Source organism: Limnohabitans sp. INBF003, from assembly GCF_055396645.1.
Genome location: NZ_AP029222.1, coordinates 198,697 through 212,757, shown reverse-complemented (window position 1 = coordinate 212,757; position 14,061 = coordinate 198,697). Strand labels below are relative to the sequence as shown.

Genomic DNA, 14,061 nt, shown 5'->3' with positions numbered 1-14,061 from the left:
GTCGCGATTTTAGAAGCATTGCGCACGAACGCAGGTTAAAGTGACACCTTGTTCAGGAAGTTCACCATGGCCAAATCAAACGACTCCACGCGCAACAAAACAAGCGCCACCGCGCAACAAGACAGCAGCACACCACCCGCCCAGCATGTCTGGCTGGCTGGCTTGGGTGCCATGGCCAAAGCCCAGGAACAAGGCAGCAAAGCCATTGAAGCCTTGGTGAACGATGGTTTGGCCTTTCAACGCAAAAGCCAGGCCGAAGCACAACAGCGCCTGCACGAAGCCACCGAACGCCTGACCCACATGGCCAGCGACTTTGGCCAGCAAACCTCCGGGCGGGTGGACAAACTGGAACACCTGTTTGAAGACCGCGTGGCCAAAGCCTTGCACCGCTTGGGCATGCCCACGCTGCTGGACATCCAGATGCTGACCGACCGGGTGACCCAACTGGAAGCGCAGCTGGCGGCATTGCCAGGAGCCGGGGAAAAAAAGCCCCCATCGACCCCGGTCAAAGCCAAGCCCAAAGCCGCAAGCGCCACCAAGCCCGCCAGAAAATCCGTCTGATTGACAGACCCCGCCTTCAGATATGGCCAAAAAAGCACCCCGACGCACCGCCGAGCGCATTGCCGAGGTCACGCTGGAGCTGTTCAACCGGTTTGGCGAGCCCAATGTCTCGACCACACTGATTTCGGCCGAACTCAACATCAGTCCCGGCAATCTGTACTACCACTTCGCGTCCAAAGACGCCTTGGTCAACCGCTTGTTTGACCAATACGAAGCCGCCATGCTCGGGCTGCTGGATGCGGCTCCGGATGTGCAAGACATCGAGGACGCCTGGTTTTTTCTGCACTCGCTGTTTGAGCAGGTCTGGAACCACCGGTTTTTGTACCGCGACCTGAACAACTTGCTGTCAGGCAACCGGCACCTAGAAACGCATTTTCATGCGGTGCTGGAACGCAAAACCCACGCCTTCAGGTTGATGCTGGAGTCATTGGCCGCAGCGGGCCTGATGCGCATCGACCCGGACAGCATCGAAACCCTGTCGGCCAGCATGTCGGTGATGGTGACGTATTGGTTGAGCTATGAGTATGTGCGCAACCCCCGGCAAGCCCTGGAGCCAGCCAGCGCAGGGCTGGCGCTGACCCGGGGTGCGCAGCATGTGCTGGCGCTTTTAACGCCTTACATGGCCAGCACCGATTTACAAACGCACTTACAAGGTTTGACGGCCGCTTACAGCGCACCGGATCGCTGACACATGGCCAAGACGTGCGCCTCACTAGCGCCGTCCATGCCTCCAAGAGTTCAGCTGAACCGCTGCGCCGCCAGCGCCAACAACCCATCAAAAATCAGGTTGTCCACCAATTCGAATTGCAGCGACATGCTGGGCGCCATTTTCCAGCCCGCACCACCGGTCATGACGCACATCGGCTCTTGGCCGGTGTGCTCGCGCAGGTGTTGCACCATGCGCTCGCAGGCCCCTGCAATCGCGTAAGTGCCGCCGCTGGTCAGGGCATCGCTGGTGTTGGTGGGGAAAGGCGTCACCTCTCCCGTGGGCACGTGCAGGCCTGCCGTACCGGATTCGAGGGCGCGCAGCATGATGCCGTGGCCCGGCAGGATCAAGCCGCCCAAAAATCGGCCTTCGGCGTCAATGGCCTCGACCGTCACGGCCGTGCCCACCATGACCACCACCAAAGGACGCGGCGGCTGGCCCAGTGCCAACATGCGCTGGCGCGCACCGATCATGGCCACCCAGCGGTCTGCCCCCAGTCGGCTGGGGTGGTCATAACCATTGGTCAGCCCAGCTTCAGAGACACTGGGCACCACCCACTTGGGCGTGATGTCCCAGATTTCCATCTGCTCTTGCACGCGGCGTTTGATGGCATCACCCGCCACCACGCAGCCCAGCATGTGCTCAGGCTCGGCCAGATCGGCCCACGGGCCTTCAGCCAGGCGGTCAATGTTTTCCAGAAACTCCGCACCATGGGCCAACAGTACGGCATCGGGGTGTGGCCGCTCGTAGAGCGCCCACTTGAGTCGAGTGTTGCCGACGTCAAGAGCTAAAAAGGTCATGGCAGGATGATAATGACTTTCATGCCCGCACATCCTCATGACATTCCCCACCTGAGCGCACAGGCGCTGTCCCGAGCCATCCACCAAAAGCAGGTTTCCTGCCGCGAGGTCATGGCCGCCACACTGACGCAGGTAGACCGACTCAACCCTGGCAGCAATGCCATCGTCAGCCGCATGGACAGCGAACTATTGCTGCGACAAGCCGATGCGCACGATGCGCTGTTGATGCGCGGTGAATCCATGGGGTGGATGCACGGCATCCCTCAGGCCATCAAGGACCTGTCCAACGTGCAAGGCCTGCGCACCACGCTGGGCTCTCCGCTCATGAAGGATTTTGTGGCCAACGAAGACGGCCTCATGGCCCAGCGCATGAAAGCGGCAGGTGCCATCGTCATCGGCAAGACCAATACCCCCGAGTTCGGCCTGGGCTCACACACCTTCAACGAGGTGTTTGGCCCCACCCGCAACGCCTGGAACCCCACCAAATCAGCGGGAGGCAGCAGCGGCGGTGCCGCCGTGGCACTGGCCCAACGCATGCTGCCAGTGGCCGATGGTTCGGACTTCATGGGCAGCCTGCGCAACCCGGCGGGCTGGAACCACGTATTTGGCATGCGCCCCTCGCAAGGCCGCGTGCCCATGTGGCCTGCACAAGACGTGTTCATTGCCCAACTGGGCACCGAAGGCCCCATGGCCCGACATGTGAGTGACCTGGCCCTTCTGCTGTCGACGCAAGCGGGCCCACATGCCTCAAGCCCTTTAAGCCTGACGGCAGACCCTGCCGCATTTGCGGGACCATTGGACAGTGACCCGACAGGTCAGCGCATCGGCTGGCTGGGCGACCTGCAAGGCTATTTGCCCATGGAAAGCGGCATTCTGGACCTGTGTCAATCAGCACTGAAAAGCTTTTTGGGCATGGGTTGCACCATGGACGAAGCGGTGCTGAGCATGCCGCCAGAGCAGATCTGGCAAGCCTGGCTGGTCTGGCGCCAGGCCTTGGTCGGGCCGCGTGTCGCGCCCTTTTTGGTCAATCCGGCCAACCGCGCCCAGGTCAAGCCCGAAGCCCTGTGGGAACATGACCAATCGCTCAGATTGACTGACGCACAGCTCATGTCGGCCAGCGCCAGCCGCACGCGCTTTTACCAAAGCATGCTGCAGTTGTTTGAAACGTTCGATGTGTTGGCCATACCGGTCGCGCAGGTCTGGCCGTTTGATGTGAACTTGCGCTGGCCACACAGCGTGGCGGGCCGCAGCATGGACACCTACCACCGTTGGATGGAGGTGGTAATTTACGCCACCTTTGCGGGCTTGCCATCCATCAGCGTGCCTGCGGGTTTTGGCGAAAACGGCTTGCCCATGGGTCTGGCCTTGATCGGCAAACCTCAGGGCGATCTGGAATTGCTGAAACTGGCCCACGCCTACGAAATGGCCAACCAGGCCATGATCACCCAAAGGCCACCCGGCGTCTGAGGCTCAGCCCGCCACCATGCGCGACCAGCCGGTCAGGTCCAATGAGGCCAGCGCCATGATCTTGGCCGAATCCACCAACTCCTGAATGCCCACGTATTCATCGGGCTGGTGCGCCAGATCGAGGATGCCGGGACCGTAGGCGATGCAGTCTTGCAACTTACCGGTACGCACGATGTGCTTTTGGTCATAGGTGCCGGGGCTGGCGATGTAGCTGGGCTCGCGGCCCAGCACGCGGGCAATGGCCCGGGCTGTGGCATCAACCACCGGCGCGTCTTTGGGTGTGGCGGTGGGCACAAAACTCATGATGTCGCGGATGCCATAGTCGAAGCCCGGCCGAGTGCGCTTGAGTTCGTCGAGCATGTCGATGATTTCCTGCTTGACGGCCTCAAGGTTTTCTTCGGCGATGAAGCGGCGGTCGAGCACTGTGCGGCAGCTGTGCGCCACCACCGGCGCGGGTGTTTGCGCTGTGGGCCAGCCGCGCGCGTCGTTGGCATAGTGCTGCTCCACCTGCCCGCCGTGGATGCTGTTGATGTTGAGCGTGCTCACCCGTGCGCCTGGCGGCTCCACCGGCTCGGCGGTGCGGCGGCCTTGCAGGCGCGGCTGCAACTGCGTTTCCAGCAAATGGATGAAGGCGCTCATATGGTTGATGGCGCTGTCGCCCAGAAACGGCATGGAGCCATGCGCGATGCGCCCCCGGGTTTCGACTTCGCCCCACCACACACCCCGGTGGCCCAGGCAGATGCGGTCCACGCCCAAAGGCTCAGGAATGATCACATGGTGAACACGCGGCTTGCTGAAATAACCACGCTCGGCCAGGTAGCCCACACCCGCAAAGCCGCCGGATTCTTCGTCCACCGTGCCGCTGATTTCCAGAGCGCCGGGAATCGGCAAACCCGACTCGATCAGGGCCTCGCAGGCGATGATGCTGGACGCCAAGCCACCCTTCATGTCGCAGGTGCCACGACCGTACACACGGCCGTTGTTCACCTGCCCGCCAAAGGGCTCATAAGTCCAGCCCGAACCGGCTTCGACCACGTCGATGTGGCTGTTGAAATGCACGCACTCGCCTGTCGATTGACCTTGCCAGCGCGCGACCACATTGGTGCGCGGATGGCTGTCACTGTCGCCGGGGGCGCCCAGGGCGCGCACGTATTCAACCGAGAAACCCTTTTTGGCCAACCGTTCGCCAATGAAATGGGCGCAGGCCTCATAGGCGTCACCCGGCGGGTTGACGGTGGGGATGCGCACGAGGTCTTGCGTGAGGGCGGTGACCTCGTCACGCTTGGCCTCGATGCGCTCGAGCAGCTTTTGAACCGGTGTATTCATGGCCTCAGTCTATCGTCAGCCGCCACGCGAAGGAAGTCACAAAGGGCTCAACAGCCCCAACGCACCATCAGTTTTGTTGCCAAGGCAGCCCGTGAAAACGCCAACCGCCCACCATGCCCCGGTGGGCCGCATCATCCGGGTCACCCTCAAAGCCTTCCAGAATGTTGTACGCCTGCAGCCCCAATTCGGTGGCGCGCTGGGCTGCAGCGATGGATCGCACGCCGCTGCGGCACAACAACACCAGTTTTTTGCCCCCCGCGCCCAGGGCCTGCACACCGGCATCGAATTCGGGGTTCATGGCCATGCCCGGCCACTGCTTCCAGGCCAGCGCATGGGCACCCGGCACAAAACCCACCCAGGTACGCTCGGCATCGCTGCGCACATCGACCAGTTCGGCCTCGCCCGACTGCACCCAAGCCCACGCCAACGCAGGGCTGAGGTCACCGGCGTAACCCGCTGCGGGATGTACACCGGACGGCAAAGAGGCTTGAGGCGCATTCATGGGGGTGTCCTGTGGGGCTGAAACAGGCGTGAATGATAACTTTTTGGGTCCCTATCGCTTCAAATCCGGTCGTCAGTGACAGGAAAGCCGTCAACGGCTAAGATGCGGGTCTTGATTGACGTTTACGTCAACGTCAACTGAACCAACACAGAGACAACCATGACCGATCTGTCTGCCGAATTCAAAGCCCTGGCCGAATACCGTCCCACCAACAAGGTGCGTTTTGTCACCGCCGCTTCTCTTTTCGACGGCCACGACGCCGCCATCAACATCATGCGCCGCATTTTGCAGAGCATGGGGGCCGAAGTCATCCACCTGGGCCACAACCGCTCGGTGGACGAGGTGGTCACCGCCGCACTGCAAGAAGACGCCCAGGGCATCGCCATCAGCTCCTACCAGGGCGGCCACAACGAATACTTCAGCTACATGGTGGACCTGCTCAAGGCGCGAGGCGGTGAGCACATCCAAGTCTTTGGTGGCGGTGGCGGCGTGATTGTGCCGTCCGAAATCCGAGCTTTGGCCGACAAAGGCGTGCGCATCTTCAGCCCTGAAGATGGCCAAAAAATGGGCTTGGCCGGGATGATCGGCGAGATGGTGATGCGCTGCGACCAGGACGTGAGCCCACTGGCCCCCAAAACCGTGGATGCGATTCAGGGTCACGGCGAGATGAACTGGCGCGCCTTGGCCCAACTGATCACCGCGCTGGAAAACGACAAAGCCGATGCAGGCGTGGTCAAAGCCGTGCGCGAGCAGGCTGCGCAAAAGAAAGTGCCTGTGCTGGGCATCACCGGCACCGGCGGTGCAGGCAAGTCATCCCTCACCGATGAACTGATCCGCCGCCTGCGCCTGGACCAGGACGACGCGCTGCGCGTGGCCGTGATTTCCATCGATCCATCCCGCCGCAAGAGCGGTGGTGCGCTGCTGGGCGACCGCATCCGCATGAACGCCATCTCGCCCTGGTCGAACGGCTCGCGTGTGTTCATGCGTTCGCTGGCTACGCGTGACTTCGGCTCTGAAATCTCGGCCGCCCTGCCCGACGTGATCGCTGCCTGCAAAGTGGCCGGGTTTGATGCGATCGTGGTCGAGACCTCCGGCATCGGCCAGGGCGACGCCGCCATCGTGCCGCATGTGGATGTGCCCATGTACGTGATGACGCCCGAGTTCGGCGCGGCAAGCCAGCTCGAAAAGATTGACATGCTGGACTTTGCCGAGTTCGTGGCCATCAACAAATTCGACCGCAAAGGTGCCAGCGACGCGCTGCGCGATGTGGCCAAGCAGGTGCAGCGCAACAAGGAAGCCTGGACGGTGCCGACCGAGCAGATGCCGGTGTTTGGCACCATGGCCGCGCGCTTCAACGACGATGGCGTGACCGCGCTGTACCAGGCGCTGAAAAACCGTCTGGCCGAGCTGGGCATGCCCACCACCGAAGGCCGTCTACCGGCGGTCAACGTGCGCCACAGCACCCACCAGAACCCGGTGGTACCGTCTGCCCGCACCCGTTATCTGGCCGAGATCAGCGACACCGTGCGCGGCTACAAAAAACGCGCCATTGACCAGTCTCATATGGCACGCGAAATCCAGCAACTGCGCGCTGCCGCCCGCATGCTCGAAGTGGGCAAAGCCGGCCGAGCCAAGGCCGCCGAAGCCGCGATTGACCTGGCAGTGCAACGCGAACAAACCCAAGACCCCCACGCCCGCAAACTGCTGGCCCAGTGGCCTGACATGCAACAAGCCTATGCGGGCGACGAGTACGTGGTGAAAATCCGCGACAAGGAAATCCGAACGGCCCTCACCACCAAATCGCTCAGCGGCACCACCATCCGCAAGGTCGCGCTGCCCAAATACGAAGACGACGGCGAAGTGCTCAAGTGGCTGATGCTGGACAACGTGCCCGGCAGCTACCCCTACACCTCGGGCACCTTTGCCTTCAAGCGCGAGGGCGAAGACCCGACCCGCATGTTCGCCGGTGAAGGCGACCCTTTCCGCACCAACCGCCGCTTCAAGCTGGTGAGCGAAGGCCTGCCGGCCAAGCGCCTGTCCACCGCGTTCGACTCGGTCACACTGTACGGCAACGACCCCGACGTGCGTCCGGACATCTACGGCAAAATCGGCAACTCGGGAGTGAACGTGGCCACCCTCGAAGACATGAAAGTGCTGTACTCGGGCTTTGACCTGTGCAACCCGACCACCAGCGTGTCGATGACGATCAACGGCCCTGCGCCCTCGATCCTGGCCATGTTCATGAACACGGCCATCGACCAGAACATCGACAAGTTCAAGGCCGAGAACGGCCGCGAGCCCACCGAGACCGAGACCACCAAAATCAAGGAATGGGTGCTGGCCAATGTACGCGGCACGGTGCAGGCCGACATCCTGAAAGAAGACCAAGGCCAAAACACCTGCATCTTCTCGACCGAGTTCTCACTCAAGGTCATGGGCGACATCGCGCAGTACTTTGTGCACCACGATGTGCGCAACTTCTACAGCGTGTCGATCAGCGGTTACCACATCGCCGAGGCCGGGGCCAACCCCATCAGCCAGCTGGCTTTCACGCTGTCCAACGGCTTCACCTTTGTGGAAGCCTACCTGGCACGCGGCATGCACATCGACGACTTCGCGCCCAACCTCTCCTTCTTCTTCAGCAACGGCATGGACCCCGAATACACGGTGCTGGGTCGCGTGGCGCGCCGCATCTGGGCCGTGGCCATGAAGGAGAAATACGGCGCGAACGAACGCAGCCAAAAGCTCAAGTACCACATCCAGACTTCGGGCCGCTCGCTGCACGCACAAGAGATCCAGTTCAACGACATCCGCACCACGCTGCAGGCGCTGATCGCGATCTACGACAACTGCAACAGCCTGCACACCAACGCGTTTGACGAAGCCATCACCACACCCACCGAAGACTCGGTGCGCCGCGCCATGGCGATCCAGCTCATCATCAACCGCGAATGGGGTCTGGCCAAGAACGAGAACCCCAACCAGGGCGCGTTCATCATCGACGAGCTGACCGAGCTGGTTGAAGAAATGGTGCTGGCCGAGTTTGAAAAGATCGCCGAGCGCGGCGGTGTGCTGGGCGCGATGGAAACCGGCTACCAGCGCGGCAAGATTCAAGACGAATCCATGCACTACGAAATGCTCAAGCACACGGGCGAGCTGCCGATCATCGGCGTCAACACCTTCCGCAACCCCAAGGGCGACGAAGTGCTGGAAAGCCTGGAGCTGGCCCGCTCGACTGAGGAAGAAAAGCAGTCGCAGCTCAAGCGCCTGCAAGACTTCCACGCCCTGCATGCCAGCGAATCGCCCGTGATGCTCAAGCGCCTGCAACAAGCCGTGATCGACAACGGCAACGTGTTCGAGGTGCTGATGGACGCGGTGCGGGTCTGCTCGCTGGGCCAGATCACCAACGCCTTGTTTGAGGTGGGCGGTCAGTACCGGCGCAACATGTAAGCCTCCGGGCTTCACGCCCCTGACCCGCCCCTGAGCGCACCGCAAGGTGCCCCGGGGGTTTTTTCATGCCTGCATGTCTGAAAAATGTCATGCCAGGTGTGCACAATGGGGTCATGCAAAGACCGATCCCCTTCATCGCCCCCGAGGTATTCGACAGCGCCGATGCCGCCCTGGCACGGGTGCAAGCCATCTACGAGCAAAGCCTGAACCACCTGCGCGAAGCCATGCGCCGCTATGTCGCTGGCGAGCCCATGGTCGACAAAGTACGCGCCTGCTATCCCTTTGTGCGGCTACAGACCACCACCGGCTGGGTGCCGCCCAAGAGCCTGGAGTCCGAGTGGCTGAGCTACGGCTTTGTGGCCACGGCCGGGCGGTACGAAACCACACTGACGCGCCCCGATTTGTTTGCCGTGTACCTGCGCCAGCAGTTTGCCCTGCTGTTGGCCAACCATGGCGTGGCGCTGGAGGTGGGCACCAGCCAGTTGCCGATTCCGGTGCATTTTTCGTTTGCCGAAAACGACCACATCGAAGGCGAGATGAGCGCCGAGCGCCGCGCCCAGATGCGGGAGGTGTTTGACCTGCCCGACCTCACGGCCATGGACGACGGCATTGCCAACGGCACCTACGAGCCCGCCCCCGGCCAGCCCGCGCCGCTGTCACTGTTCACCGCGCCGCGCATCGACTACTCGCTGCACCGCCTGCGCCACTACTGCGGCACCAACCCGGCGCATTTCCAGAACTTTGTGCTGTTCACCAACTACCAGTTCTACATCGACGAATTCATCGCGCTGGGCCATGCCGAGATGGCCAAACCCGACAGCCCCTATGTGGCCTTTGTGGAGCCGGGCAATGTGGTCACGCGCCGCGTGGGTCTGAGCGCCCAGCCCGAAGACGCTTTGGGCGCGGCTCCGCCACGCCTGCCGCAAATGCCCGGCTACCACTTGGTGCGCGAAGACCACAGCGGCATCACCATGGTCAACATCGGCGTCGGCCCGGCCAACGCCAAGACCATCACCGACCACATCGCGGTGCTGCGCCCGCACAGTTGGCTGATGCTGGGCCACTGCGCGGGCCTGCGCACCACCCAGCAGCTGGGCGACTATGTGCTGGCCCATGCCTATGTGCGCGAAGACCATGTGCTCGACGAAGAACTGCCGCTTTGGGTGCCGATTCCGGCGCTGGCCGAGATTCAGGTGGCGCTGGAGCGTGCGGTGTCCGAGGTCACGGGCTGCCATGGCGCGGACCTCAAAAGGCTCATGCGCACCGGCACCGTGGCCAGCACCGACAACCGCAACTGGGAACTGCTGCCCGACAACACACCGCAGCGCCGCTTCAGCCAGAGCCGCGCCGTCGCGCTCGACATGGAAAGCGCCACCATTGCCGCGAACGGCTTTCGCTTTCGCGTGCCCTATGGCACTTTGCTGTGCGTGAGCGACAAGCCGCTGCACGGCGAAATCAAGCTGCCGGGCATGGCCAACCACTTTTACCGCGAGCGGGTCAACCAACACCTGCAGATCGGCATAAGGGCGCTCGAATTGCTGCGCGCCGCAGGCCCCGCCCAGCTGCACAGCCGCAAGCTGCGCAGTTTTGCCGAAGTGGCGTTCCAATAAAGCGTACCCCTTCTCCCCCCGCGTCAGACACCCGAAAGACAGCGGGGGGAATGCCTCAACCCTAAAATGCCATTCATGAAAATCCTCTTCGTTGCCGACCCCCTTGAATCGTTCAAGATTTACAAGGACACCACTTTTTCGATGATGCGCGAAGCCCAAAAACGCGGGCACCAGGTTGTGGCCTGCGAGATGACCGATGTGCGCTGGCAGCAAGGCGAAGCGGTGTCGGCGCAGGTGCGCGAAATTGTGCTGACCGGTGACAAGACCACCTGGTTCACAGAAACCACCACCGGCCGCACCGCGCTGAAAGACTTTGACGCGGTGGTCATGCGCAAAGACCCACCCTTTGACAGCGAGTACTTCTACGCCACACACCTGCTGGGTCAGGCCGAGCGCGAAGGTGCCAAGGTGTTCAACAGCTCTGCGGCACTGCGCAACCACCCTGAAAAACTGGCGATCATGGAGTTCCCCCAGTTCATCGCGCCCACGCTGGTCACGCGCAACGAGGCCGACATCCGCGAGTTCCACGCCACGCACGGCGACATCATCTTGAAGCCCTTGGACGGCATGGGCGGCATGGGCATTTTCAAGGTCGGGGCCGACGGCCTGAACCTGGGCGCGATCATTGAAACACTGAACCGGGATGGCGCGCAAACCGTGATGGTGCAAAAGTTCTTGCCTGGCATTGCACAGGGTGACAAGCGGGTGCTGCTGATCGGCGGCAAGCCCGTGCCCTTTTGCCTGGCCCGCATCCCCCAAGGAGGCGAAGTGCGCGGCAACCTGGCCGCTGGCGGCAAGGGCGTGGCCCAGCCGATTTCGGCCCGTGACCGCGAAATTGCCGAAGCCCTGGGCCCGATCCTGTTCGCACGCGGTCTCATGCTGGTGGGCCTGGACATCATTGGCGACAGCCTGACCGAGATCAACGTGACCAGTCCGACCTGCTTTCAGGAAATCACCGACCAGATGGGCTGCGATGTGGCGGCGCTGTTCATGGACGCGGTAGAAGCGGCGCTTTAAGCTACCCATCGCCGTTGCCGCAGCACTTGCCCGCCGCTGATCGCGGCAAGGGCTACGGCCTCAAGTCACCTTCTTCAAAGGTGTAAACCCGGCCTGGCTCAAACGCCACCCAGGCTTCGTCGGTGGTCAACGGTTGCGTCACCACCACCGCCACACGGTCGTTCTCGCGGGTGTGCTCCGCAAAATTGACGCTCAGGTCTTCATCGCTCAGTGTGGCGCGGTTGAACGGATGCCTGCGCAGCACATAGTGCAAGTGTGTGCTGGCGTGTGCCCACTGGGCCTCCCCGTTGGACAACAGAAAATTGAACGTGCCATGCTTGGCTATTTGCGGCACCAGTTCGCGCAGGGTGCAACTGAGTTCGGACACGCTGGGCACACTGGCGTGTGACTTGGCCAGCTCTTGCATGAGCCAGCAAAACGCGCGCTCGCTGTCGGTCTGCCCCACGGGTTTGAAGCTGCCGTGCAGCCGCGGAGCATAGTCCACCAAATTGCCGTTGTGCGCAAACACCCAATAACGCCCCCAAAGCTCTCGCACAAACGGATGGCAGTTTTCAAGGCTCACCTCGCCCTGCGTGGCCTTGCGGATGTGTGCAATGACGTTGCGACTTTTGATCGGGTAACGGCGAATCAGCTCGGCCACGGGCGAGCTGCTGGCGCTTTGGTGGTCCACAAAATGGCGCACACCCTGGCCTTCAAAAAAGGCGATGCCCCAGCCGTCACCATGGTGGTCGGTGATGCCGCCGCGCTGTGCAAACCCGCTGAAGCTGAAGGTCACATCGGTCGGGGTGTTGCAGTTCATGCCGAGCAGTTGGCACATGGTTCAGTCTTTCTTGTGAGGGGCGGAGGACTCGCCCATTTTCCAGGCGGCCAAAAGCGCCAGTGCGGTGATGACGGCCAGGAAGACAAAGGTTTCATGGAAGGCCCGCAAATTCGCACGGCCTGCCACCGTGGCCGTTTCGGCATAAAAAGCCAGCCGCCATTCCAGCACGATGGCACAAATGCTCACCCCCGCTGCGCCCCCCAGCATGCGCACAAAGCCAATGACGCTGGAGGCTTGCGGGATCAAGGTTTTGGGCAATTGGCGCAAAGCGCCCAGATTGAGTGAAGGCAAGATGAAGCCCAAACCGATGCGCCCCAAAATCACCAACACCCACAGCAGAGTCAAGCCCGCCGCCGGGTGCACCAAGGGCATGAGGGCAAACGACAAGGCCAACAAGGCCAAGCCCAGGCTCACCAAGTGGGCTGGCTTGTAACGGTCAGACAAGCGCCCCACGAGCGCGATGGTCACGGCCAGCAAAATGCCCGCTGGCAGCAATGCTGCGCCAATGTAGGACGGCGACAAGCGCAAGCCCATTTGCATGTACACCGGAAGCAAATACGTGGAGCCAAACAACGCGATGCCATAGGTGAACGACACCAAGGCCCCCATCGCAAAGTTGCGGTGGCCAAACACCTGCAGGTTCATGAGCGGACCACGCTGGGCCTGTCGAACCGGCGCCCCCACCCTGCCGCGCAGCGCAGAACGCTTGCGGGGCTGCAACAAGTAACGTTGCCAAGCCACAAACGCCGCCATGCCCAGACCCGCCAACACCAACAGGATGATGGCGGCAGTGTGGTCGTCTCCACGCAGTTGCACCAGGCCATTGAGCAGCATGAGGGTGGACACGCTGGCCAGCGCCAGCCCGATCCAGTCCAGACCCGGGCTGTCGGCATCGGCCTGCACACCGCCCGGCGCAGAGGTGGGCACATAGCGGCGCGACAGCCACAGCGCCACCATGGCCAGCGGCACCACCATGAAAAAGATCGAGCGCCAGCCGAACACATCAACCAACACACCACCGATGCTGGGGCCAATGGCCGGGGCCAGCACCACGCCCATGCCAAACAGCCCGCTCGCACGGCCCTGCTCTTCAGACGCAAAGGCGCGCAAAATGATGATCGCGGGAATGGGCTGCACAATGCCTGCTGCCAGGCCTTCGGCCACACGGGCCACCAAAACCAGCGGAAAGTCGTTGGCCAAACCACCCGCTACGCCGCCCCCTAACAGCAGCCACATGCACACCTCGTACACCCGCCGGTAACCGTAGCGGGCCAGCAGCCAAGGCGTGGTGAGCATGGACACCGTCATGGCCACCATGAAGCCCGAGGTAACCCACTGCACCCGGCTTTGGCCCAGGGTGAAGTGCTGGCTCATGTCCGGGATGGCCACGTTCATGATGGTCGAGGACATCACCGCCGCCATCGAGCCCAGCATCACCGACAACAGCAGTAACCAGCGGTGGCGCTCGCCGTAGCGCGCCTTCAACGCCTGCAGGCTGTGGGGGCCTTGGGCCAAGCTCATGCGCGCTCACCTTGGGGTTGGGCCTCAGAGGCAGCCACACAGGCCGCGCAAATGCAGGCCTTGTTGCGCGCCGCTTCAGGCACTTGCTTGAGCAAATCGACGCTGAAGTGCACGCGCGTGCACCAGCACGGCCCGGCGGGCACCGCCTCGGCCGTCTGGGCTGTCGTCTGGGGCGTGGCCATGGCACAGGCGTTGGGCTGTCCGCACAAGGGGCAGCAGCAAGGATCGATTGCAGGCAACGAGGGGGTTCGGTCTGTCCAGCGCATCGCGCCCTCCAAAAG

Annotated in this window: 12 protein-coding genes; 6 read left to right on the top strand and 6 right to left on the bottom strand. The window is 62.3% G+C overall.

Annotation, left to right across the window (positions count from 1 at the left end):
* Window positions 1-66: 66 nt before the first annotated feature.
* Both ACZ5VE_RS01005 and ACZ5VE_RS01000 read left to right on the top strand, forming a co-directional pair.
* Window positions 67-561, top strand: coding sequence for a phasin family protein (locus tag ACZ5VE_RS01005; protein WP_464456231.1), 495 nt, complete (start codon window positions 67-69; stop codon window positions 559-561).
* Between the two features lie 22 nt (window positions 562-583).
* The gene (locus tag ACZ5VE_RS01000) at window positions 584-1,249 is read left to right on the top strand and encodes a TetR/AcrR family transcriptional regulator (RefSeq protein ID WP_464456230.1); all 666 of its coding nucleotides are present in this window, start codon (window positions 584-586) and stop codon (window positions 1,247-1,249) included.
* A gap of 50 nt (window positions 1,250-1,299) precedes the next feature.
* On the opposite strand, the gene ACZ5VE_RS00995 is transcribed toward ACZ5VE_RS01000, so the two are convergent.
* Window positions 1,300-2,067 carry a type III pantothenate kinase gene (locus tag ACZ5VE_RS00995; protein ID WP_464456229.1) on the bottom strand — a complete coding sequence of 256 codons (768 nt, stop codon included), beginning with the start codon at window positions 2,065-2,067 and terminating at the stop codon, window positions 1,300-1,302.
* A 12-nt stretch (window positions 2,068-2,079) separates the two neighbouring features.
* Here ACZ5VE_RS00995 and ACZ5VE_RS00990 point away from each other — a divergent pair, with 12 nt between their 5' ends.
* Window positions 2,080-3,534, top strand: a complete 1,455-nt coding sequence (locus ACZ5VE_RS00990) for an amidase (protein WP_464456228.1) — start codon at window positions 2,080-2,082, stop codon at window positions 3,532-3,534.
* 3 nt (window positions 3,535-3,537) lie between these two features.
* On the opposite strand, the gene ACZ5VE_RS00985 is transcribed toward ACZ5VE_RS00990, so the two are convergent.
* Both ACZ5VE_RS00985 and ACZ5VE_RS00980 read right to left on the bottom strand, forming a co-directional pair.
* Window positions 3,538-4,860, bottom strand: coding sequence for an acetylornithine deacetylase/succinyl-diaminopimelate desuccinylase family protein (locus tag ACZ5VE_RS00985; protein WP_464456227.1), 1,323 nt, complete (start codon window positions 4,858-4,860; stop codon window positions 3,538-3,540).
* 67 nt (window positions 4,861-4,927) lie between these two features.
* Window positions 4,928-5,362 carry a rhodanese-like domain-containing protein gene (locus tag ACZ5VE_RS00980; RefSeq protein ID WP_464456226.1) on the bottom strand — a complete coding sequence of 145 codons (435 nt, stop codon included), beginning with the start codon at window positions 5,360-5,362 and terminating at the stop codon, window positions 4,928-4,930.
* Window positions 5,363-5,521: 159 nt separating this feature from the next.
* On the opposite strand from ACZ5VE_RS00980, the gene icmF reads away from it, so the two are divergent.
* The 3 genes from icmF (at window position 5,522) to gshB (ending at window position 11,439) form a co-directional block, all read left to right on the top strand.
* Window positions 5,522-8,812 carry a fused isobutyryl-CoA mutase/GTPase IcmF gene (gene icmF, locus ACZ5VE_RS00975; protein ID WP_464456225.1) on the top strand — a complete coding sequence of 1,097 codons (3,291 nt, stop codon included), beginning with the start codon at window positions 5,522-5,524 and terminating at the stop codon, window positions 8,810-8,812.
* A 113-nt stretch (window positions 8,813-8,925) separates the two neighbouring features.
* Window positions 8,926-10,422, top strand: a complete 1,497-nt coding sequence (locus tag ACZ5VE_RS00970) for an AMP nucleosidase (RefSeq protein ID WP_464456224.1) — start codon at window positions 8,926-8,928, stop codon at window positions 10,420-10,422.
* 75 nt (window positions 10,423-10,497) lie between these two features.
* Window positions 10,498-11,439 (top strand): glutathione synthase, encoded by a 942-nt coding sequence (gene gshB / locus ACZ5VE_RS00965; RefSeq protein ID WP_464456223.1) that lies wholly within the window; start codon window positions 10,498-10,500, stop codon window positions 11,437-11,439.
* Window positions 11,440-11,491: 52 nt separating this feature from the next.
* Here the strand turns inward: gshB and ACZ5VE_RS00960 are convergent, their stop codons facing one another.
* Genes ACZ5VE_RS00960 through ACZ5VE_RS00950 form a run of 3 tightly spaced genes read right to left on the bottom strand, consistent with a single transcriptional unit; the run spans window position 11,492 to window position 14,046 of the window.
* Window positions 11,492-12,256, bottom strand: coding sequence for a class II glutamine amidotransferase (locus ACZ5VE_RS00960; RefSeq protein ID WP_464456222.1), 765 nt, complete (start codon window positions 12,254-12,256; stop codon window positions 11,492-11,494).
* A 3-nt stretch (window positions 12,257-12,259) separates the two neighbouring features.
* Complete coding sequence (locus ACZ5VE_RS00955; RefSeq protein WP_464456221.1) at window positions 12,260-13,780, bottom strand: MFS transporter; 1,521 nt, start codon at window positions 13,778-13,780, stop codon at window positions 12,260-12,262.
* Window positions 13,777-14,046 (bottom strand): cysteine-rich CWC family protein, encoded by a 270-nt coding sequence (locus ACZ5VE_RS00950; protein WP_464456220.1) that lies wholly within the window; start codon window positions 14,044-14,046, stop codon window positions 13,777-13,779. The genes ACZ5VE_RS00955 and ACZ5VE_RS00950 overlap by 4 nt, the downstream gene beginning before the upstream one ends.
* Window positions 14,047-14,061 lie beyond the last annotated feature (15 nt).

Excerpts from the sequence above, each read along its gene's own strand:
- ACZ5VE_RS01005 (WP_464456231.1), top strand. The coding sequence starts at position 67 with ATGGCCAAATCAAACGACTCCACGCGCAACAAAACAAGCGCCACCGCG.
- ACZ5VE_RS01000 (WP_464456230.1), top strand. The coding sequence starts at position 584 with ATGGCCAAAAAAGCACCCCGACGCACCGCCGAGCGCATTGCCGAGGTC.
- ACZ5VE_RS00995 (WP_464456229.1), bottom strand. The coding sequence starts at position 2,067 with ATGACCTTTTTAGCTCTTGACGTCGGCAACACTCGACTCAAGTGGGCG.
- ACZ5VE_RS00990 (WP_464456228.1), top strand. The coding sequence starts at position 2,080 with ATGACTTTCATGCCCGCACATCCTCATGACATTCCCCACCTGAGCGCA.
- ACZ5VE_RS00985 (WP_464456227.1), bottom strand. The coding sequence starts at position 4,860 with ATGAATACACCGGTTCAAAAGCTGCTCGAGCGCATCGAGGCCAAGCGT.
- ACZ5VE_RS00980 (WP_464456226.1), bottom strand. The coding sequence starts at position 5,362 with ATGAATGCGCCTCAAGCCTCTTTGCCGTCCGGTGTACATCCCGCAGCG.
- icmF (WP_464456225.1), top strand. The coding sequence starts at position 5,522 with ATGACCGATCTGTCTGCCGAATTCAAAGCCCTGGCCGAATACCGTCCC.
- ACZ5VE_RS00970 (WP_464456224.1), top strand. The coding sequence starts at position 8,926 with ATGCAAAGACCGATCCCCTTCATCGCCCCCGAGGTATTCGACAGCGCC.
- gshB (WP_464456223.1), top strand. The coding sequence starts at position 10,498 with ATGAAAATCCTCTTCGTTGCCGACCCCCTTGAATCGTTCAAGATTTAC.
- ACZ5VE_RS00960 (WP_464456222.1), bottom strand. The coding sequence starts at position 12,256 with ATGTGCCAACTGCTCGGCATGAACTGCAACACCCCGACCGATGTGACC.
- ACZ5VE_RS00955 (WP_464456221.1), bottom strand. The coding sequence starts at position 13,780 with ATGAGCTTGGCCCAAGGCCCCCACAGCCTGCAGGCGTTGAAGGCGCGC.
- ACZ5VE_RS00950 (WP_464456220.1), bottom strand. The coding sequence starts at position 14,046 with ATGCGCTGGACAGACCGAACCCCCTCGTTGCCTGCAATCGATCCTTGC.